The 20,298-nt window shown below is 54.7% G+C and carries 18 protein-coding genes; 1 reads left to right on the forward strand and 17 read right to left on the reverse strand.

Annotated elements, in window-relative coordinates:
- Positions 1-2: 2 nt before the first annotated feature.
- From AC0Z7K_RS06940 to AC0Z7K_RS07020, 17 genes are all read right to left on the reverse strand, one after another.
- The gene (locus tag AC0Z7K_RS06940) at positions 3-1,424 is read right to left on the reverse strand and encodes a gamma-aminobutyraldehyde dehydrogenase (protein WP_485613559.1); all 1,422 of its coding nucleotides are present in this window, start codon (positions 1,422-1,424) and stop codon (positions 3-5) included.
- A 16-nt stretch (positions 1,425-1,440) separates the two neighbouring features.
- Positions 1,441-2,247 carry an ABC transporter permease gene (locus tag AC0Z7K_RS06945; RefSeq protein ID WP_413531271.1) on the reverse strand — a complete coding sequence of 269 codons (807 nt, stop codon included), beginning with the start codon at positions 2,245-2,247 and terminating at the stop codon, positions 1,441-1,443.
- Positions 2,237-3,169, reverse strand: a complete 933-nt coding sequence (locus AC0Z7K_RS06950) for an ABC transporter permease (protein WP_485613905.1) — start codon at positions 3,167-3,169, stop codon at positions 2,237-2,239. The genes AC0Z7K_RS06945 and AC0Z7K_RS06950 overlap by 11 nt, the downstream gene beginning before the upstream one ends.
- 15 nt (positions 3,170-3,184) lie before the next feature.
- Positions 3,185-4,207 (reverse strand): ABC transporter ATP-binding protein, encoded by a 1,023-nt coding sequence (locus AC0Z7K_RS06955; RefSeq protein ID WP_485613560.1) that lies wholly within the window; start codon positions 4,205-4,207, stop codon positions 3,185-3,187.
- Positions 4,208-4,281: 74 nt separating this feature from the next.
- Positions 4,282-5,439 carry a putative ABC transporter substrate-binding protein YdcS gene (gene ydcS / locus AC0Z7K_RS06960; protein ID WP_485613561.1) on the reverse strand — a complete coding sequence of 386 codons (1,158 nt, stop codon included), beginning with the start codon at positions 5,437-5,439 and terminating at the stop codon, positions 4,282-4,284.
- 36 nt (positions 5,440-5,475) lie between these two features.
- A complete protein-coding gene (locus AC0Z7K_RS06965; RefSeq protein ID WP_485613907.1) occupies positions 5,476-6,939 on the reverse strand; it encodes a gamma-aminobutyraldehyde dehydrogenase in 1,464 nt (487 codons plus the stop codon).
- A gap of 155 nt (positions 6,940-7,094) precedes the next feature.
- Positions 7,095-8,000, reverse strand: a complete 906-nt coding sequence (locus AC0Z7K_RS06970; protein ID WP_413531274.1) for a LysR substrate-binding domain-containing protein — start codon at positions 7,998-8,000, stop codon at positions 7,095-7,097.
- Between the two features lie 199 nt (positions 8,001-8,199).
- Complete coding sequence (locus tag AC0Z7K_RS06975) at positions 8,200-8,631, reverse strand: OsmC family protein (RefSeq protein WP_485613563.1); 432 nt, start codon at positions 8,629-8,631, stop codon at positions 8,200-8,202.
- Positions 8,632-9,021: 390 nt separating this feature from the next.
- A complete protein-coding gene (locus AC0Z7K_RS06980; RefSeq protein ID WP_485613565.1) occupies positions 9,022-9,270 on the reverse strand; it encodes a hypothetical protein in 249 nt (82 codons plus the stop codon).
- 167 nt (positions 9,271-9,437) lie between these two features.
- A complete protein-coding gene (locus AC0Z7K_RS06985; RefSeq protein ID WP_485613566.1) occupies positions 9,438-10,661 on the reverse strand; it encodes an MFS transporter in 1,224 nt (407 codons plus the stop codon).
- A gap of 275 nt (positions 10,662-10,936) precedes the next feature.
- Complete coding sequence (locus AC0Z7K_RS06990) at positions 10,937-12,739, reverse strand: ABC transporter ATP-binding protein (RefSeq protein WP_485613909.1); 1,803 nt, start codon at positions 12,737-12,739, stop codon at positions 10,937-10,939.
- A gap of 2 nt (positions 12,740-12,741) precedes the next feature.
- Positions 12,742-13,659, reverse strand: coding sequence for an ABC transporter permease (locus AC0Z7K_RS06995; protein WP_485613568.1), 918 nt, complete (start codon positions 13,657-13,659; stop codon positions 12,742-12,744).
- Positions 13,659-14,633: an ABC transporter permease gene (locus tag AC0Z7K_RS07000; RefSeq protein ID WP_485613569.1), complete on the reverse strand. Its 975-nt coding sequence runs from the start codon at positions 14,631-14,633 to the stop codon at positions 13,659-13,661. Before AC0Z7K_RS07000 ends, AC0Z7K_RS06995 begins: the two co-directional genes overlap by 1 nt.
- Positions 14,630-15,592, reverse strand: a complete 963-nt coding sequence (locus tag AC0Z7K_RS07005; RefSeq protein WP_485613571.1) for a nucleoside hydrolase — start codon at positions 15,590-15,592, stop codon at positions 14,630-14,632. Before AC0Z7K_RS07005 ends, AC0Z7K_RS07000 begins: the two co-directional genes overlap by 4 nt.
- A gap of 4 nt (positions 15,593-15,596) precedes the next feature.
- On the reverse strand, positions 15,597-16,547 hold the full coding sequence (locus AC0Z7K_RS07010; protein WP_485613573.1) for a nucleoside hydrolase: 951 nt from the start codon (positions 16,545-16,547) through the stop codon (positions 15,597-15,599).
- Positions 16,544-17,428 carry a dihydrodipicolinate synthase family protein gene (locus tag AC0Z7K_RS07015; RefSeq protein WP_485613574.1) on the reverse strand — a complete coding sequence of 295 codons (885 nt, stop codon included), beginning with the start codon at positions 17,426-17,428 and terminating at the stop codon, positions 16,544-16,546. Before AC0Z7K_RS07015 ends, AC0Z7K_RS07010 begins: the two co-directional genes overlap by 4 nt.
- A gap of 93 nt (positions 17,429-17,521) precedes the next feature.
- Positions 17,522-19,084 carry an ABC transporter substrate-binding protein gene (locus AC0Z7K_RS07020; protein WP_485613576.1) on the reverse strand — a complete coding sequence of 521 codons (1,563 nt, stop codon included), beginning with the start codon at positions 19,082-19,084 and terminating at the stop codon, positions 17,522-17,524.
- Between the two features lie 138 nt (positions 19,085-19,222).
- On the opposite strand from AC0Z7K_RS07020, the gene AC0Z7K_RS07025 reads away from it, so the two are divergent.
- Complete coding sequence (locus AC0Z7K_RS07025; protein ID WP_485613577.1) at positions 19,223-20,113, forward strand: LysR family transcriptional regulator; 891 nt, start codon at positions 19,223-19,225, stop codon at positions 20,111-20,113.
- Positions 20,114-20,298 lie beyond the last annotated feature (185 nt).

A 20,298-nucleotide genomic window follows, 5' to 3' on the forward strand; every position in this document is an offset into this window, starting at 1 on the left:
GATTACGTGTGCTTAAACATCACATGGCGGATTGCCGTGTAATCCTCCAGCCCGTACATGGACATATCTTTTCCGTAGCCGGATTGTTTTTGGCCACCGTGCGGCATTTCGCTCACCAACATAAAGTGTGTATTCACCCAGGTACAGCCGTATTGCAGGCGGGCGCTGAGACGATGGGCGCGGCCAATATTCTGCGTCCAGACAGAAGATGCCAGCCCGTAGTTTGATTCATTCGCCCAGGTCAGAACCTGTTCTTCGGTATCGAATTCCGTCACGCTGACTACCGGACCAAACACTTCGCGCTGTACGATTTCATCCTCCTGACGCGCACCGGCAAGTAACGTCGGCTGGAAATAATAGCCCTCGCCGCTGACGCGCTCCCCGCCCGTGACAACCTGAATATGTGCGAGTTCTTTTGTACGACGCACAAATCCCTCCACCCGCCCCAGATGTGCAGCCGAAACCAGCGGGCCCATTTCACTGGTTTCACCGGTGCCGAGTTTAATTGTGGATACAGCTTCGCCCAGCGCCGTGACCAAACGTGCATAAACGCCTTTTTGCGCGTAGATACGGCAGGCGGCGGTGCAGTCTTGTCCGGCGTTGTAGAAACCAAAGGTGCGCACCCCTTCGACTACCTGAGCGATATCCGCATCATCGAAAACAATCACCGGTGCTTTGCCGCCCAGCTCCATGTGCGTGCGCTTGATACCGCTGGTGGCCTGCCCGACAATTTTCTCACCGGTGGCTACGGAACCGGTCAGGGAAATCATTCGCACTTTATCGTGATGCGTCAGCGCATTACCGACGGTTTTTCCGTCGCCAAACAGCACATTAAGCACACCAGCCGGAAAGAGATCGCGCGCCAGTTCACCGAGCTTCAGCGCAGTCAGTGGCGTGATTTCTGAAGGTTTGATCACCACGCAGTTACCCGCCGCTAGCGCCGGGGCGATTTTCCACGCGGCCATCATCAGAGGATAATTCCACGGCGCAATAGAGGCCACCACGCCGAGCGGATCGCGGCGCACCATCGACGTATGTCCGGCAAGATATTCCCCGCCCGCTAATCCATTCAGACAACGGCTGGCGCCCGCAAAGAAGCGGAAGACATCCACCACCGCCGGCAGCTCATCATTAAGTGCCAGATGATAAGGTTTGCCGCAGTTGAGCGATTCCAGTTTGGCCAACGCTTCGGCGTTTTCTTCGATGCGATCCGCCAGCGCCAGCAGCAGCTCGGCGCGGGTTTTCGGCGTGGTCTGGCCCCATTCGGTAAAGGCGTGATGCGCCAGATCGACGGTCTGCGTGGTTTGTTTTTCACTGGCCTGCGCCAGACGTACTATTTCCTGCCCCGTATGCGGGTTGAAAACCGGTAATGACGCGCCTTCACCGGCAACCAGCTCACCATTGATCAACATGTTCGTTTGCATCAGTTTTTCCTTATTATTATTTGCCGTCACCGGCCACATCCGACCCATTTCTTGTGAGATACCACGCGCCCAGAATTGGGATCATGGTGAGCACCATCAGGCACAGCGCAACAACGTTAGTCACCGGCACTTCGCGCGGCCTGCCCAGCTGATTGAGCAGCCAGATCGGCAAGGTGCGTTCGTGTCCGGCGGTAAACGTCGTGACAATGATTTCATCGAAAGACAGCGCGAACGCCAGCATTCCACCCGCCAGCAGCGCAGTGCTGAGGTTCGGCAAAATGATGTAGCGAAAGGTCTGCCAGCCGTCGGCGCCTAAATCCATAGAAGCTTCAATCAGGCTGTGCGTGATGCGGCGAAAGCGCGCGATCACGTTGTTATAGACAATCACCATGCAAAAGGTGGCGTGTCCGATAACGATGGTCAGCATTCCCGGCTCAATTTGCGCGGCATGAAACGCGTTGAGCAACGCCAGCCCGGTGATGATCCCCGGCAAGGCAATCGGCAGCATAAACAGTAATGTGATGCTGTTTTTGCCGTAGAAGTTGCGGCGATACAGCGCCGCAGCCGCCAGCGTACCGAGTACCATCGCGATGATAGTCGCGTAACAGGCGATCTGTACCGAGAGCCAGATAGCATCGAGGATGTCGTGACGCCCCGCCGCCACGGCGAACCAGTGCAGCGTGAAGCCCTTCGGCGGGAAACTGAACGCCGCGTCCTCAGTGTTAAAGGCGTAGACCGCGATAATCAGCAGCGGAAAGTGCAGGAAAACCAGCCCGCCCCACGCGGAGAGTTTGAGTAACCAGGGTGCGCGTTTAGAGTGCATCGAAAGCTCCCAGTCGTTTAACCATCGACAAGTACAGGGCAATCAACACGATAGGCACCAGCGTGAACGCGGCGGCCATTGGCATGTTGCCGATCGAACCCTGTTGTGAATAGACCATATTGCCGATGTAATACCCCGGCGGCCCCACCAGCTGCGGGATGATGTAATCACCCAGCGTCAGCGAAAAAGTAAAGATCGAGCCTGCGGCAATACCCGGAACGGCCAGCGGGAAGATCACGTAGCGCAGCGTCTGCCACGGTTTCGCACCAAGATCTTCAGAGGCCTGAAGCAGCGACGGTGGCAGGCGCTCCAGCGCGGCCTGGATCGGCAGGATCATAAATGGCAGCCAGATGTAAACGAACACCCAAAAGCGCCCAATCCCTGAGGTCGACAGCGTATTGCCGCCGACGCCCGGCAGGCTCAGCATCGCCGAAAGCAGCGGTTCCAGCCCGAGATGTTCAAGGAACCATTGCAGCACGCCACCTTTGGAAAGCAGCAGCGTCCAGGCATAGGCTTTGACGATATAACTCGCCCACATCGGCAGCATGATCGCGACATAAAAGAACGCTTTTTTCTTGCCGGTGATATAACGCGCCATGTAATACGCAATTGGAAACGCCAGCACCGCGCTGAAAAATGACACCAGCAGCGCCATGGTTACCGTGCGGACAATAATGTCGGCATTTACCGGGTCAAACAGCGCACGGATGTTGGCCGTGGTCAGCGTCGATGACACCGTCATGGTGAAGTCATCAAAGGTGTATAAAACCTGCCACAGCAGCGCAAACAGCGAGCCTAAGTAAATTGCGCCGAACCAGAGTAGCGGGGGGACCAGCAGCAGGGCCAGATAAAATCCCGGTCGGTGATGCAGATACGTTATCAGCGCACGGCCACGACGGGCGCGCTTCTCGTAAGGAGTCATACTGATATCCATCGTTTAGCCCTCAAGCAGCGCAACCATTGCATCTCTGTCCCAGCTCGCCACGACAGGCTGACCCTGCCGGTACGAGGTCTGCGCGCTGGCCGCAAGATTGTTGGGTTCGCTGACGAACAGCTTTTCGCCCCCTTCCAAAGCCAGTTCGTAGCGTGTCGCCGCGCCCTGAAAATGGATGTCTTTAAGGATGGCGTTGACCTGAACCGCATGACTTTCTGCCAGCGGCTGTGGGGCAAGACGAATATGCTCAGGACGAATAGAGCGGCTGCCGGATACGCCGGTAATTTTGAGAGAGAGATCGGAAGTCAGCACATTTGCAGTACCGACAAACTGCGCCACAAACGCGGTACGGGGACTGAGATAAAGCTCACGCGGGGTATCGACCTGTTCGATGCGGCCATTGTTAAATACCGCCACACGGTCGGACATCGAAAGGGCTTCACTCTGATCATGCGTCACGAAGATGAAGGTGATGCCCAGCTCGCGCTGCAGCTTTTTCAGCTCCCCCTGCATCTGCTCTCGTAACTTTAAATCCAGCGCACCGAGCGGTTCATCAAGCAATAAAACACTCGGCTGATTCACCAGCGCGCGCGCCAGCGCCACACGCTGACGTTGTCCGCCGGACAAAAACGCCGGTTTACGTGCTGCGGTAAAGCCGAGCGCCACCCGCTCCAGCGATTCCATCGCCCGGATATTGCGTTCTTTTTTACCCACGCCTTTCACCATCAGGCCATACGCCACGTTTTCCAGTACGGTCATGTGCGGGAACAGGGCATAATCCTGAAACACGGTGTTCACATCCCGCTCATAGGGCGCAAGCTGTGAGGCTTCTTTACCATGAATACGCACGGATCCTGATGTCAGCGTTTCAAAGCCGGCGATCAACCGCAGGCAGGTGGTTTTTCCGGAGCCGGAAGGCCCCAGCATGGAAAAGAATTCGCCGTCCTGAATATCAATCGAGACATTATCGACGGCTTTTGTTTCTCCGTATAAACGGGAAACATTAATAAATTGCACGGCGGGCATAGTTAACTCCTGAATATCATTTTAGAATATGCGGACACAGCCAACGCACAGACGGCTCAAAGGATGACGCGTATTTAGCGACCGCCCATTATTGCTATGTAGTCTTGCGTCCATTTACTGTATGGGACATATTTTCCGCCTTCTGATTGCGGTGTTTTCCAGAATGAAATTTCTGTGAATTTATTAAAGCCGTTAGTTTCACAACCTTCCGCGCCTAATAACGGGCTGGCTTTACAACCGGCCGGAACGCTTGGCACGGAACCGAACCACGCGGCGACGTCACCCTGCACTTTCGGCTCAAGCGACCAGTTCATCCACTGATAAGCGCAGTTCGGATGTTCAGCGTCGGCAGCCAGCATGGTGGTATCTGCCCAGCCGGTAACCCCCTCTTTCGGGAAGACGGTGGCTATGGGTTGTTTCTCACCTTTCAGAGCGTTGGCCTGATAGGGCCAGGAGCTGCTGGCTACCACGCCTTCATTTTTGAAATCACTCATCTGCACGGAAGCGTCGTGCCAGTAACGGTGGATCAGCGGATGCTGGCCGCGTAGCAGTTTCAGCGCGGCCTGATACTGTGTTTCGTTGAGCTGATACGGATCTTCGATTTTAAGATCGGGCTGCGTACTTTTCAGATACAGCGCGGCGTCGGCGATGGCGATCGGTCCGTCGTAGGCCTGTACACGTCCCTGATTGGGTTTACCGTCAGGCAGATTTTGCGGGACGAAAATTACCGACCAGCTGTCAGGCGCAGTCGGAAACGTTTTGGTATTGTACATCAGCAGGTTAGGCCCCCACTGATACGGCGTGCCGTAAACTTTTCCGCCGACGTTAAACCATTCACCTTTGAGTAAACGCGGGTCAATACTCTTCCAGTTGGCGATCAGCGCCGGGTTAATCGGCTGCACGCGCTTGCCATAAATCAGACGCAGCGAGGCATCGCCCGACGCAGTCACCAGATCGTAACCGCCCTTCGCCATCAGGCTGACCATTTCATCCGACGTCGCCGCTGTTTTGACATTCACTTTGCAGCTGGTCTGTTTTTCGAATTGCGTCACCCAGTCATAATTCTTGTCACTTTCGCCGCGCTCAATATATCCCGGCCAGGCGACTATATTTAACTGGCCTTCGCCTTTACCAATACTTGTGAGGGTTTCTGCGGCGATAGCGGTATTTAAAAAACTGAGCAGCCCCAAACAAACAGCAGAAAACTTTCTGTTACGCGATAATATTTTCATGAGTTACCCCTGTCCTGTCGTCGTATTTTTCTGTTATTAGAATTGTGGTTTGAACTTCGCCATAATGTGTCTGACTACGCTGTAATCCTGTAACGAATAACTGGAAAGATCGTTGCCATACCCGGAGCGTTTTAATCCGCCGTGGGGCATTTCACTGACTAAAGAAAAATGCGTATTAATCCAGGTTGTGCCGTATTGCAGATGCGTTGAGATTTGCATCGCTAAATCGATATTTTGCGTCCATACCGATGACGCCAGGCCGTATTCGGATTCGTTGGCCCAGTTAACAACCTGATCGATGGTGTCGAAACGGGTCACGCTGACCACCGGCCCGAAGACTTCGCGCTGCACGATTTCATCGCTTTGCAGACAGCCCGCCAGCAGCGTTGGCTGATAAAAGAATCCGGGGCCGGAGTGCGAGGCCGCGCCGGTGATACGTTCGATATGCGGCTGGCTCAGCGCCCGTTCGACAAAGCTTGAAACACGGTCCCGCTGCCGGGCGCTGATCAGCGGCCCCATAAAGTTGTCACTGTCATTTTTTCTGGCGAATGACAATTGCGAAACCGCCTCGCCCAGTTTTTCCACCAGCCGCTCGTAGATCCCGGCCTGCGCATAAACGCGGCAGGCTGACGTGCAATCCTGCCCAGCGTTGTAATATCCCCAGGTACTGACAGCCTGAACCACGTCATCAATATCGGCGTCATTGCACACGATCACCGGCGCTTTACCCCCCAGCTCAAGATGTGTGCGTTTCACCGTTTTGACGGCGGCCTGCAAAATGCGCTGGCCGGTGACGATGTCGCCGGTAAGGGAAATCAGGCGTACATGAGGATGACTAACCAGGGCATTGCCAACGCCTTCGCCGCTGCCGGTAATCACGTTCAAAACACCGGGCGGCAGGATGTCCTGCAAGGCGGGCAGCAGCGCGAGAATGCTCAGCGGCGTATGTTCGGAAGGTTTGAATACCACGGTATTGCCCGCAGCCAGCGCCGGAGCAATTTTCCACGCAGACATCATCAGCGGGTAATTCCACGGCGCAATTGACGCCACCACGCCCAGCGGATCGCGGCGTACCATGGAGGTATGGCCCGGCAAATACTCACCGGAGAGTTGCCCCTGCTGACAGCGCACCGCACCGGCGAAAAAGCGAAAAACATCAATTGCCGCCGGGAGGTCATCTTTCAATGCCTGATGCAGCGGTTTGCCGCAGTTGATGGCTTCCAGCTGCGCCAGCGACTGCGCCTGTTTTTCGATGGCATCAGCGATACGTAAAAGCACGGTAGCGCGTTCGGCGGGAGTGGTGCGCGACCAGCGGTAGAAGGCAGAATTGGCGGCATTAACCGCATGAGCGACCTGAGCCAGTGAGGTTTCGGCGACTTCGGCAATGACTTCGCCGGTCGCAGGATTGAAAATATTCTGCGTTGCGCCCTCACCGTGCAAAAGGTCGCCATTAATCACATGTTTTTCAGAGAAACCAGCAACGAACTCAGCATCCGACATCACACAACCCTCAGTTTCGAGAATCATCCTTAATTCATGTAATTGTTATCGGGACGTAACAAGAAAACACATTGCATTCACATTAGGTAATTTCACTGAGGGCAACAAATAGCAATTACTGAAGGCAGCGTTCGGATAAACCGAATGCACGGGTATCAGGGTTTGCGTTTGGCGCTGTTTTCGCGCGCGATGGTCAGAAACGGTGTCACCAGTTCAGGCCGCGCACTGCCACGACGCCAGGCCAGCCCGATATCCAGCGGTTCGATAGAATCTTCCAGCTTGCTGGCTTCGATCATGTTTCCTTCCAGCGACCACGCGCGGTAGGCCATGTCCGGCTGTACCGAGACACCCAGACCGGCGGCCACCAGGCTGCGCACCGCTTCGGTCGACGCCGTTTTCATCGCAATATTAGGTTTCAATCCTGCCCGCGCCCACATCCGCTGGGCATGTTTTTCCATCTCATCGACGTTGAGCTGAATCAGCGGCTCACTGGCGATATCCGCCAGAGAAATACTTTCGCGCTCCAGCAGCGGGTGCAGCGGCGGCAGCCACAGGCGATAGGAGGAATGGGTCAGCACTTCTGTCTGCAATGCATCGCGATCTTCCAGATTTGAAAGGATCAAGACGCCGATATCAATTTCGCCACTGACCAGCAAATGTTCGATGTACTGGCGTTCGTCCTCGACAACTTTGACTTCCACATTCGGGTAATAGGCATTGAATTGTTTGAGTAAATCCACCAAAAAATACCCGGCCACCAGACTGGTCACGCCGAGCGTGATCTGTCCGGTGACGCTTTCAGTCCCCATTTGCAGACTGCGTTTGGCGTTATCCACCGTTGCAAGGATCAGATAAGACTGGCGCAAAAACTGATGCCCCTGATGGGTGAGCGTCATTCCTTTAGCATGACGGTCAAACAGTCGCGCTTCGGTTTCGACCTCCAGCTGCTGAATAGCCTGCGTCAGCGAGGACTGGGAGACAAACGAAGCTTGAGCCGCAGCGGAAATCGAACCGGTTTCAGCAACGGCAATAAAATGGCGGATCTGGCGGAGGGTCAGCATAGGGTCATCTCATCATCTCAACAAAAAACCGAACTCATGCGGTATGCATTCGGTTTAGGGGAATGATTGAGTTAAGGCAAACGGGGATTTTTTGTCAAACCGGCGGAATAAAGGATTGAATTTTTGGGAGCAGAAACACAAAAGCCATGCAAACTTTGCATGGCTTAATATTGGCAGAGCCTGATTCAGACAAAGCCGATCAGTTTTCCAGCTTATATGTCAGGGTGATTTCCGCGTTAAGCACCTTGGAAACCGGACAACCGGCTTTCGCCGCTTTGATGATTTCATCAAACTTATCTTTATCGATACCCGGCAGTTTTACGGTGCTGTCGAGCGCGATTTTAGTGATAGCAAAGCCACCCTCTACTTTATCGAGCGACACATCTGCGACAGTGTCGATGCTTTCAGGAGTGTGCCCTGCTTCACCGAGCATCAATGACAGTGCCATCGAGAAGCAGGCGGAATGGGCTGCGCCGAGGAGCTCTTCCGGGTTAGTGCCGGGTTTACCTTCAAAGCGGGTGTTGAAACCGTATGGCTGATCTTTGAGTGCGCCACTTTCAGAAGAGATATAACCTTTTCCGTGTTTAATATCGCCTTCCCAATGTGCCTGACCTTTCTTATGAATAGTCATTGTTTTCCTCCGATTAGTTTTACATTCGAACTAAGTATAGATGCTGTTTCAGGTTACAGTGCCAAAACAGAACTTTCCTAGAGGTGGAAAAATAGACAATTGAAACACTCTTTCAGATTTCGGGGGATAACGCGCTTTTAAGGGTCTTATTTAAAATAGATCACAGGATCTTATGATTACGAGATTTCATGATCATAATAGAATTGAGAATCGGAATCAGACTATTCCAGAAATGAAAACCTGACGATAACTGTTGTTTTTTAATGCGAGCATCTTTCTCAAAAAAGGGGATAACGTGAGGTTGCCGCTGTCAGCACAAATGCAAAAAAGGCCGGGGAAGACTCCCCAGACCTTCTTTTTAGAGGATACAGGACTGATAACAATGTGCGATTACTTTATCTCCAGTTCCACCGCCCACTCTGATACCATCTCTCGTGAGATATAATTTACTTCATATAAACAACCACTTGTAGATAAAGTTAAATACCCTATACAGGGGAACGATTCAGGATGCAGTTCCTTAAGTACCTCCCTGATCTCTGCATCACTCATTAAAGGCGACACGGTAGCCTTAGACAGCTGAAAGTAGTTGTCGAACATCCAGGAAATATAGTCTGTTTCATTTTTCAGCACTTTCATTTAACGCCCTCCCGTCATTTTTTTGCTAATTCTTAGAAAATAGCAGCGGACTTCAAATCAGGCGAATAATAAAATTAATAAAAGTACTTTGTCTTTGCTTTGTATCAATTTTAACCGGCACTAACCGGTTAAATAATACCCCAGCGTATACGTGGAAACATTTCCTGTTAAGAACTCACGCTATCTTCAGTCTCACGCAACTGAGCGGGCTGCGGACGCGACAGGAGAATAGTGATAGCTGCCAGTAGGGTCAGCCCGCCGCCGAGCAGAAAAGCGCTGCTGACGCCGGCGTTATCTGCCAGCACCCCGCCGAACAAAGCGCCCAGCGCCAGCGACGTCTGGAATACGCAGACCAGCAGCGCAGAACCGGTTTCAAACAGGGCGGGTGATGCCTGATAAGTCCAGATATTCAGGCACACGGGCAATGCGCCAAACGCCAGCCCCCACAGGATCACCAGCGCGCTGGCCACCGCCAGCGGTACAGGAAACAGCGATAACACCAGCACTGACACGCTGAGCAATAACATGTTCAACATGAACGCCCGCTTCACGCCGAACTCACGCACGGTGAATTCGGACGTTAACGTGCCAAATAGCCCGGCAATCCCGTATCCCATCAGCAACAATGAAATATCACTGGCCGACAGTTGCAGGTCGAAACGCAGCCAGGGCTCAAGATAGGTATAGGCCGCAAAATGGCCGCCGGCCATAAACACGCCGATGATTAACGCAAAGCGGATACCGGGCACTTTTATTACGCCGAGCATGGCGCGCAGCCCGATGGATTGCTGAGCGGGAAGCGGCGGTAAGGCAATCCACTGCAATACGAAGAATACCAGCGCCAGCGCCGTATTCAGGGTGAACGCCATTCGCCAGCCGAAGAGATCGCCGATAAATGCCCCGGCTGGCACACCAGCCACCGTACCCACCGCCACACCGGCGGTTATCAACGAAATCGCCCGTGCGCCCTGCTCTTCCGGCACCAGCCTGCGCCCGGACGGGATGGCAAATGACCAAAATCCGCCGACACCCACGCCAAGAATAATGCGTCCGATCAGCAAAACGTTGAAGGATTCAGCCATCACAGCAATACCGTTAGCAATAATCACCGTCGCGGAGAGCAATAACAGCAGCTTACGGCGATCCATACGCCTGGCGAACAGCATGATAAGCGGCGCAGAAATCGCGGCAATCAGCCCCGGCAGCATCACCGTAAGACCCGCGTGCCCCTCTGTTACGCCAAGCGATCGGGCGATGGGCGAAAGCAAACCAATCGGCAGAAATTCGGTATTGACCAGCACGAAGGTGCCGCAGGCAAGTGAAAAGACCGCCAGCCATCGGCGGAAAGCAGAAGTGTGTGGCCGGGTGTCCGGCGATGCGCACTCAGTCATTATTATTAGCCTTTGCAGGTGAATCAGGAGTTGTCCGGTTGCCATAAAACGTGATCGGCGTCACCTGGTCAAGATGTTTACTCATGACCGTTATGTTATGACTCATGGCGAATTGGACTAAGCCAGTTCCCGCCTGCTGTGCGGCGTACAGAGGGATCCGCGCCGCAGATTTGCAGGGCACATCCTGATAACTCGATCAGGAAATGTTTCCACGTATAAAGTATGTTGTAACTAAGTAAGTGCGATAACCTTTTCAGTGAGAAAACGAGCGTGAATCAGCGGATTTGCACGAAGTGCCCGTCGCTGACTTCGCGATAATGGCGTGCGAGTGGCTGATACGTCGCCGGGCGCAGCGGACTGGCGAGTTCTTCCGGAACGACGGGGCGTTTGCGGCGGATATTCGGATCCGGTACCGGCACGGCGGCCAGCAGTTTGCGGGTATAGGCGTGTTGCGGATTTTCAAAAATATCGGCGCGGGAGCCGATTTCGACAATTTCACCCAGATACATCACGGCAACGCGATGGCTGATGCGTTCAACCACGGCCATATCGTGGGAGATAAACAGGTACGCCAGACCCAGCTGTTGCTGGAGATCGAGCATCAGATTGATGACCTGCGCTTTCACTGAAACATCCAGCGCTGAAACCGCTTCATCGGCAATAATAAGTTTGGGTTGCAGCGCCAGCGCGCGCGCGATGCAGATCCGCTGACGCTGTCCGCCGGAAAACTGATGCGGAAAACGCGTTGCCATATTGCTTTGCAACCCGACCTGTTCAAGCAACTGCGCCACGCGAATTTTTGCGCTGACGGCATCGTGCAGCCCCAGGCTTATCATCGGTTCAGCAATCGCCTGCCCGATGCGCATGCGAGGATTCAGGCTCTCAAACGGATCCTGAAAAATCATCTGCGCCTGCGTGCGGATCTCTGCCAGATGCGCCCGGTCTGCGCGGCGTATATCCTGGCCAGTAATCAGCACAGTGCCGGAGGTGGCTTCGGTCAGCCGTAAAATCGTGCGCCCGGTGGTCGATTTTCCACAGCCGGATTCTCCGACCAGCGAGAGCGTTTCGCCCGGTTGCAGGCTGAAAGAGAGATCTTCCACCGCATGCACACGCGCAGACACGCGGCGCAACAGACCGGATTTCACATCGAATCGGGTGACGAGATTTTTGACATCCAGCACCGGCTGCCCCGGACGCAGGGTATCGACAGAATCTGCCACCGGCAGCGGTTCGCCCGTGTGCATATCCATCAGTGGAAATCGTTTGGGCAAGGCGATACCGGTCATTGTGCCGAGACGCGGTACCGCTGCCAGCAGCGCCCGCGTATAGCTGTGCTGTGGAAGATGGAAAATTTCCCGCGTGGTCGCCTGTTCCACCGCTTCGCCCCTGTGCATGACCAGCGTGCGGTCAGCCACTTCGGCCACCACGCCCATATCATGGGTGATGAACAGCACTGACATCCCTTCTTCTTCCTGCAACGATTTTATCAGCGCGAGGATCTGCGCCTGGATGGTGACATCCAGCGCGGTGGTCGGTTCGTCAGCAATCAGCAAACGTGGATTACAGGCCAGCGCGATGGCGATCACCACCCGCTGACGCATTCCGCCTGAAAAGCTCAGTGGATATTCATTCAGACGTGATGCAGCAGCAGGGATTCGTACTTTTTCCAGCAGGCGGACTGCTTCGGCACGCGCAGTGGCGTCGTCCATCCCGCGATGACGCTTGAGCACTTCGGTGATCTGCACGCCAATTTTTAACACCGGATTCAGGCTGGTCATCGGTTCCTGAAAGATCATACCGATGCGGTTGCCGCGAATGCTTTGCATTTGTCTGGCGTTGAGGGCCAGTAAATTCTGACCGTCGAACATCACGCTGCCTGAGTAACGCGTTTGCCTGGCGTCCAGCAGCCGCATGATTGACATGGCGGTCACGCTTTTACCGGAACCGGATTCCCCCACCAGCGCCAGCGTTTCTTTTGGGCCAATCGAAAAGGAAAGATCGCGCACCACGTTCAGCCATTCGCCATCCACCGAGAATGCGGTGTTGAGTTTTTCGATCTGTAACACCGGATCGCGCATCATCAGTCCTTATTCCTCGGGTTGAGAATGTCGCGTAAGGCATCACCGACTAAGTTGATTGCCACGATCAGCACCAGCAGCGTGATGCCAGGGAAAACGCTGATCCAGTAATCACCGGACATCAGGTAATCGAACCCGTTGGCGATGAGCAATCCCAGCGAAGGTTCTGTGACGGGCAAACCAATGCCGAGAAACGACAGCGTGGCCTCAAGCATAATCGCGTAGGCAATGCGCATGGTGGCGACGACGATCAGCGGCGGCAGGCAGTTGGGCAAAATATGGCGCAGGAGGATGCGCGGATTGGAGAGCGCCATGCTGCGTGCGGCGTCCACGTAACTGCGACGACGTTCCAGCAGCGCCGAGCCGCGCACGGTGCGCGCGTAGTACGCCCACTGCGTGACCACCAGCGCCAGAATAATTTTATCGACACCCTGCCCGAGCACGGCGAGCAGGATAAGTGCGATGAGGATCGGCGGGAAGCTCAGCTGAATATCAACAATACGCATAATCAGCGCGTCAGTTTTGCCCCCCACCCAGGCGCTGATAAGCCCAAGCAACGCGCCAATCGTCAGCGCAATCACCGCACTGGAAACACCAACCAGCAGGCTGGTGCGCATGCCGTACAGCATGGCGCTGAGTAAATCGCGCCCCTGATCGTCGGTCCCCAGCCAGTAAATCATACCGCTCAAGCTGGCTGAACCGGGCTTGAGGCGGCCATCCATAATATCAAGTTGCGATAAATCGTAGGGATTTTGCGGGGAGATCCACGGCGCGAGCACCGAGAGCAGAATGGCAATGCCCAGAATAATCAAGCCACATAGCGAGAATTTGTTCCGCAGCAGCGCGGCAACAGTGTTGTAAAAAGCCGGGCGCGCCGACTGTGGCGTGGAGTTGCGGGAATGAACCGAGTTCGACGGCATCAGTCTTCGCCCCCCAGTCGCACGCGCGGGTCGACCAGCACGTAGAGCACATCCACCAGCAGGTTGATCAGGCTGAACATCACCACGGTTATCATCAGATATGCCAGAATCACCGGGCGATCGAGCACGGCGATGGAATCAATAATCAGCTTGCCCATACCCGGCCACGCATAAATGGTTTCGGTGACGACGGCAAAGGCAATCAGCGAGCCGAGCTCCAGTCCTATGACGGTAATCAGCGGGATCAGCGTGTTTTTCAGGACGTGAACCAGCACGATGCGGCTTTCGGATAAGCCTTTGGCGCGGGCAAAACGGATGAAATCTTGTTGCAGACATTCAAGCACACCGGCGCGGGTCAGGCGGATAATCAGGGAAATTTTGAACAGCGCCAGATTGAACGCGGGAAGGATCAGATGCGCGAGTCCATCGGCGGTGAAGAGACTGACAGGAACGCCGAAAACGTCCACCGTTTCGCCGCGCCCGGACGCCGGAAGCACACCCAGCCTGACGCTGAACAGCATGATCATCATCAGCCCTATCCAGAACGTGGGCAGGCTGAAGCCGAGAATGGATACGGTCATGATGGTTTTCGACAGCCAGCCGTCCGGGCGCAAACCGGCGTAAACGCCAAGCGGAATACCTATCACCAGCGCCAGCACAAACGCCACCAGCGCCAGTTCAAGGGTTGCGGGCATTCGCTGGAAAATAAGATGCAGCGCGGGCTGGTTGTAAATAAACGAGTTGCCCATATCGCCGTGCAGGGCATTGACCACGAACAGACCGTATTGCTCCCACACCGGTTTATCAAGGCCGAAAGACTGGATCACGCCGAGGCGTTCAGCGGGAGTGGCGGTGGTACTGAGCAGGAGATCGACCGGATTTCCCACCAGATAAACACCTCCAAAAACCAGCAACGACATCACGAACAGCGTCAGAAACGTTTGCCCGAAACGCCCCAGCAGGTAACGACTCATGCCCGCTGTTCGCCATGATGTACGCCGTAGCGGGAAAGTACGCGGCGCAGCAAACTGAAGAAGCCGTATTCATCCACTTTTTGCATCACCAGCGCGTTCGGCGGCGTTGGCAGTTTGTTGTAGAAATCAGCATAGGTATAACCGGCAGTATTACCAGAAACCGCCACGCCGACGCGCGCTTTCTGGCCGGAGAACAGGCCGGGTTGCAACAGATATGCGATGGTCGTCGCATCATGAACCGGTCCGCCTTCGCGGCCAAAACGGGTGAGATCGCTGCGATCAAACGCGCTCAGCAGCGCGGCGATGGATTCCCCCGGCCTGCCGCCGTCCTGTCTTATCGCTTCGATATCATCAGCACCGATCAGCGCCTGAAAAGTCATATCAAGCGGCATCACCACCAGCGGCACGCCACTGTTGAACACTTTTTCGGCGGCGTGCGGATCGGCATACACATTGAATTCTGCCCATGGTACGCGATGTCCCAGCGCGGTAAATGCACAACTCATGGTGACGATTTGCTCAATGCCGCGCGCGACGTCCGGGTGCATACCCAGCGCCAGCGCGAGATTGGTCATCGGGCCGATAGCGCATATTGTGATCGGATCGTTATCGTGCGCCGCCTGTCTCAGCGTTCGCACCAGAAAATCGACGGCGTGTTCCGCCTGAGGTTGCAGTTCGCTGTCCGGCACCAACTCGTTGCTGAACGCGCCAATGTGAGCATATTTACCATATATCTGATCACGCACCAGCGGGCCGGGCGCACCGGCATAAACCGGCGTTGAGGTTTTGCCCGACAGCGCGACAATTTTGCAGGCATTGCGCAGGGTATCCTTTAGCGCCACATTTCCGGCAACCACCGTCACGCCCAATACCTCGAGTTCCGGTGAGGCTAACGCCAGCCACAGAGCGATGGCGTCATCCACGCCGGGATCGGTATCAATAATGATGCGCTGGCTCATAGGGTCAGTTCCCGGCATAGCGTGAAAGTAGCTCATAAAACAGCATGAACACCTTTGCGGCATCCACGCGCGTGACGATATCAACATTCGGTGTCTGCCCGGACTTGTTGTACCAGTCCGCCACGGTTTGTCCCATACATAAATCACTGTTGTATTCGACAAACACCCGCGCTTTCTCGCTACCAAACAGTTCCGGCGCCCGGACATAGGCAATCACCAGCGGATCGTGCAACGGACCGCCGCGTGAACCGTAACGGCGTATATCATTGCGATCCCAGAAGGCCATCAGTTCACCCAGCGGTTGAGAAATCCGCCCGGAAACATTGATGAATTTCGCCACGTGTTCCGGCGTGAGGATGACCTGATGCGTCGCGTCGAGCGGCAGAACCGTAATATTGAGTTCGCTGGAAAACACCACATGCGCGGCGTGCGGATCGGCCAGCATGTTGAATTCGGAGGTCATGGTGCGGTTACCGGCTTCCCGGTATGCGCCACCCATCAGCACCACGCGGGAGATCCCCGCGGCGATCTGCGGCTTCATGCGCAGCGCCGTCGCCAGATTGGTCAATGGCCCAAGCACACAAAGAGTCACCGGCTGATCATCACGAATCGCCTGCTCGCAGTTGTTAATCAGAAAATTGACCGCGTGGAGCGGTTCAGGCTGTTTTTGCGGGGCGGGAAAGGCGGTATTGCCGAGGCCGTTTGCGCCATGGAACTGGCCGTGGATCGGTTCACGAAACATCGGCTGATGGCATCCGGCAAAGACGGGAATATCGGTTCTCTGCCCGAGCTCAGTGATTTGCAGCGCGTTACGTAACGTATCGGGCAACGGCTGATTACCGCACACAGTGCAGATACCGAGGATATTCAGCTGCGGCGCAACGAACGCGCTGAGCAGCGCAATCGCGTCATCGATACCGGGATCGCAATCAATAATAACGGGCAGCGTTTTCATAAGGCACCTACCGAACGTAATACTTCAGCGATTTCATGACGCGCGGTGGCGTCGAGCGGAACCTGCGGCGCCAGAGGATCGCCCACGGCAAAACCCTGTAACTGCAATGCTGCTTTGATGCATCCGGCAATCGAATACTTAGCGAAGATTTCATTGATGCGCCACAGGGGACGCTGCAATTCCATCGCCTTTGTCCAGTCGCCTTGCTTTGCAGCGTTGTACAGCGCCAGACTTTGCTTTGGCACGATACACGCCGGGCCAGCCATCCAGCCGACGCCGCCAATCATCATCACGCATACCGGAATGTGCGCCGACGCGGCAAAGACCTGCATCCGCCCCTGCGTGCGTTCGATGATCGACAACAGCCTGCCGGTGTTGGTTGAAGCATCTTTAATATAGTTGATGTTTTCAACGTGGCTCAGCCGCTCAATGACCGGCAGGCTGAGATCAGAACGCTGGAACTGCGGATTGGTGTACAGCACGACCGGCAGCGTGCCCGCTGCGGTCGCGATGGCACGAAAATAGTCCTCGACGCCCTGATCGGGTATCGGGAAATAGGCTTCAAGAATAGCCAGAATACCGTCGACATCCAGAGCGACATAACGAGCGGTTTGCGCTACGGCGTCCTGAATGGTGGTGGCTGCGACACCGGCAATCACCGGTACGCGGCCTCGAGCGGCTTCAACGACTGTGTTAACCACCTCGGTGCGCTGTTCTGCACTGAGGTAAGCGAACTCACCTGTACTGCCCAGAGGCGTCAGACCCTGCACGCCGCTGTTAATCAGATGCTCAACCAGTGCGGTTAACACCGGTTTGTCTATCTGACCACCGTCGGTGACGGGGGAAACCAGATAGGGAAATACACCGCTAAAAGAAGTCATAGCTTCTCTCTCTTTGCTTAGAACAACCCTGGTGTTGGCGCTCTATTCCCGCGTGGGTTCGGTGTGCACTGTGTTCACGACGTCCCTTGGGATTTATTTTTCGTGAACAAAGTACGGTAACGTATAACCGTCGGAACGGCCAACGTAGGTATAAGGTGTTTTCATCGCCCAGGTATACGAGAGGAACAGTAACGGAATGGTGCCTTCGTCCTTCATCGCGATTTCTGTGGCTTGCTGTAACAATTTTTCACGGCTAGCGTCGTCAAGTGTCGAACGCGCCTTTGCCAGCGTTTTATCAAATTCCAGATTTGAGTAGCGCCCGCGATTACCCTGTCCGCCGTTCGGCCCGAAAGTTTCGAGCAACGGCCCCAGCACGCCGGAGGCCTCACCGGTTTCAATCGCCGCGCCACCCATGATCAGGCTGAAATCACGCTTTGACGCCCGTGAGAAATACACGCTGCCCGGCATGGTGACTACGTCGGTTTTGATCCCCACGCGGCTGAACATCTGGCCCAGCGCCTGAGCGATTTTCGAATCATTCGGATAACGGTCATTCGACGCGTGGAACGTCAGGGTAAATCCGTCCGGATAACCCGCCTGCGCCAGCAGCTGCCTGGCTTTAGCCGGATCGTAAACCGGTGCAGCGATCGACGGCGCATAGCCGAAGTAGCCTTTTGGTACCAGTTGCGAGGCCGGAACGCCCTGCCCGTCCATAATCCGGTCGACGATCGCCTGACGGTTGATCGCCAGCGACATGGCTTCACGCACTTCACGTTTTTTCAGCGGATTACTGCCGTCAGGCCCTTTGGCGAACGGCGAGGCGTCGCGATCCTGATCCGGATGTAAATAGAGAATGCGGTTACCGGCAGCGGATTCCATATGCAGACTGGTCTGTTTCGCCAGGTCGCGACCATCGGCCGTCGGTACGCTTTCAATCACGTCCACGTCACCGGAGCGGATGGCGGCCACGCGGGCACTCGGGTTTTTAAAGACGCGCAGCGTCACGTTATCCCACTGCGCTTTGCCGCCCCAATATTGGTCATTGCGCGCCAGAACGACATTGTCATCCGGCGTCCAGCTGACAAATTTGAATGGCCCGGTGCCGATGACGTCTTTCCCTTCATTGAGAGTTTGCGACGGCACGTTCTCAAGCCGTGCCGGTAAAATGGCGACGCGGCTCAGGTTATTGAGTAAGAGGGGTGTTGGCGCTTTGGTGACAATTCTCACCGTTAAAGGATTTACTTCGGTGACATCCGCGATGTCATTGACGTACGGCGTGTACGCGCTCGGGCTGTTCTTCGAGGCAAGTGGTACGCGTTTGATGCTGGCGATCACATCTTTTGCCGTGAAATCACTGCCGTCGTGGAATTTTACACCGGGACGCAGGCTGAACTCCCAGGTGGTGTCATTAATGACTTTCCACGACACCGCCAGCGCAGGTGTAATGTGTTGTTTTTCGTCCTGATTAACCAGCCCGTCGAAAATGCTGCGCGCCATGGCGCTGTTGGCACCGCCCACGTAAAACTGTGGATCCATTGACGTGGTTGATGCGGCAAGACCGATTTTCAGATCGGCGGCCTGTGCGAAAGAAGCTTGAAAAACAGACAGTGAGGCCAGTGCCGAGGAGAGCACTCCGGCCAAAACGGACTTTCTCATGCATTTAACCCTTAATTATTTTAGATTTTCAGGCAATGTGTGTCAGATCGTAAACAGGAGTCTAGGGGGTGGACATCTGAATTGAAAATTGTATTTTGTGTTACATCCATAAACAAATGTTATGGATCATGAGGACATATGACGAAAATTAATCCCCGACAGGTAGAAGCTTTTCACAAAGTGATCCTCACCGGTAGCATTACAGCAGCAGCCAATATGATGAACATCACTCAGCCCGCGGTCAGCCGGCTGATCCGTGACTTTGAATATGCCGTCGATCTGAAGCTGTTTGACCGTGACGGACGCGGGCTGATCCCGCGCGACGACGCTATCAAGCTGTACCGCGAAGTGGAACGTTTGTACCTCGGGCTTGAACATATTTCGCGCATTGCGGAAGAGATCCGTCATTCCAAAGGCAGCGTGCTGCGCATAGGTACGGTTGCGGCGTTGTCTGCACTGTGCGTCGAACACATTTTGCCGCCGCTTGTCGAAACCATCGACGATATCTCTCTTTTTCTGGATATCGAAAGTACCACGCACATCACTGATGTGGTCACCAGCAATCAGTACGACGTCGGGTTTATTTTCGGCAAGCCCGATGTGAAGGGATTGCAGGCGGAAATGCTGGCACGGGCGAATGCGGTAGCAGTGATGTCGCCGCGCCATCCGCTGGCGAAAAAGAACGTGGTAACCGCGAGCGATCTCACCCACTACCGCCCTATCATTCCAGGCCGCAAGACGCCGCTGCGGGAGCAACTGGATCAGGTGATGAGCCGTCAGGATCTCTATATGAACAATCCTATCGAAACATCGCTGAATAACTGCTGCGTCATGGCGGGGAACAATCTGGGAGTCGGCGTTGTGGATTTCATTACGGCACGCAGCCACAAAAGCGATCTGGTGATCAAACCTTTCACGCCGGACATCAGCATTGCCTATCTCGCCGTTTTCCCACCGCAGATCCCTAAAAGTCGTCTGGTGGAGCAAATTACGGTGGAAATGAAGATGCTGATTGAAGGGTATTTGTAACTTTACCGCGCCGTAAACCCACCAACGGGTTCAGACCGGCGGTGAAAAATGTGAGAAATCTGTCACAAATCCCTTTTTGTGGCAGAAAAACCGACACCGTTCGTGCTGTTACATAGACCAAAAACGAATACTTAACTTACTAAACATATATTATTTGCATATGTAATTAATAATTATACTTATAA

The sequence above is a fragment of the Rahnella sp. 1L-D-7-B-C2 genome, assembly GCF_057290995.1.

Bases quoted from the DNA above. Each gene is read 5' to 3' on its own strand.
- AC0Z7K_RS06980 (WP_485613565.1), bottom strand. From the start codon at position 9,270: ATGAAAGTGCTGAAAAATGAAACAGACTATATTTCCTGGATGTTCGAC.
- AC0Z7K_RS06950 (WP_485613905.1), bottom strand. From the start codon at position 3,169: ATGACTCCTTACGAGAAGCGCGCCCGTCGTGGCCGTGCGCTGATAACG.
- AC0Z7K_RS06970 (WP_413531274.1), bottom strand. From the start codon at position 8,000: ATGCTGACCCTCCGCCAGATCCGCCATTTTATTGCCGTTGCTGAAACC.
- AC0Z7K_RS07010 (WP_485613573.1), bottom strand. From the start codon at position 16,547: ATGAAAACGCTGCCCGTTATTATTGATTGCGATCCCGGTATCGATGAC.
- AC0Z7K_RS07015 (WP_485613574.1), bottom strand. From the start codon at position 17,428: ATGACTTCTTTTAGCGGTGTATTTCCCTATCTGGTTTCCCCCGTCACC.
- AC0Z7K_RS07005 (WP_485613571.1), bottom strand. From the start codon at position 15,592: ATGAGCCAGCGCATCATTATTGATACCGATCCCGGCGTGGATGACGCC.
- ydcS (WP_485613561.1), bottom strand. From the start codon at position 5,439: ATGAAAATATTATCGCGTAACAGAAAGTTTTCTGCTGTTTGTTTGGGG.
- AC0Z7K_RS06990 (WP_485613909.1), bottom strand. From the start codon at position 12,739: ATGCGCGATCCGGTGTTACAGATCGAAAAACTCAACACCGCATTCTCG.
- AC0Z7K_RS06940 (WP_485613559.1), bottom strand. From the start codon at position 1,424: ATGCAAACGAACATGTTGATCAATGGTGAGCTGGTTGCCGGTGAAGGC.
- AC0Z7K_RS06975 (WP_485613563.1), bottom strand. From the start codon at position 8,631: ATGACTATTCATAAGAAAGGTCAGGCACATTGGGAAGGCGATATTAAA.
- AC0Z7K_RS06995 (WP_485613568.1), bottom strand. From the start codon at position 13,659: ATGCCGTCGAACTCGGTTCATTCCCGCAACTCCACGCCACAGTCGGCG.
- AC0Z7K_RS07025 (WP_485613577.1), top strand. From the start codon at position 19,223: ATGACGAAAATTAATCCCCGACAGGTAGAAGCTTTTCACAAAGTGATC.
- AC0Z7K_RS07000 (WP_485613569.1), bottom strand. From the start codon at position 14,633: ATGAGTCGTTACCTGCTGGGGCGTTTCGGGCAAACGTTTCTGACGCTG.
- AC0Z7K_RS06945 (WP_413531271.1), bottom strand. From the start codon at position 2,247: ATGCACTCTAAACGCGCACCCTGGTTACTCAAACTCTCCGCGTGGGGC.
- AC0Z7K_RS07020 (WP_485613576.1), bottom strand. From the start codon at position 19,084: ATGAGAAAGTCCGTTTTGGCCGGAGTGCTCTCCTCGGCACTGGCCTCA.
- AC0Z7K_RS06955 (WP_485613560.1), bottom strand. From the start codon at position 4,207: ATGCCCGCCGTGCAATTTATTAATGTTTCCCGTTTATACGGAGAAACA.
- AC0Z7K_RS06965 (WP_485613907.1), bottom strand. From the start codon at position 6,939: ATGTCGGATGCTGAGTTCGTTGCTGGTTTCTCTGAAAAACATGTGATT.
- AC0Z7K_RS06985 (WP_485613566.1), bottom strand. From the start codon at position 10,661: ATGACTGAGTGCGCATCGCCGGACACCCGGCCACACACTTCTGCTTTC.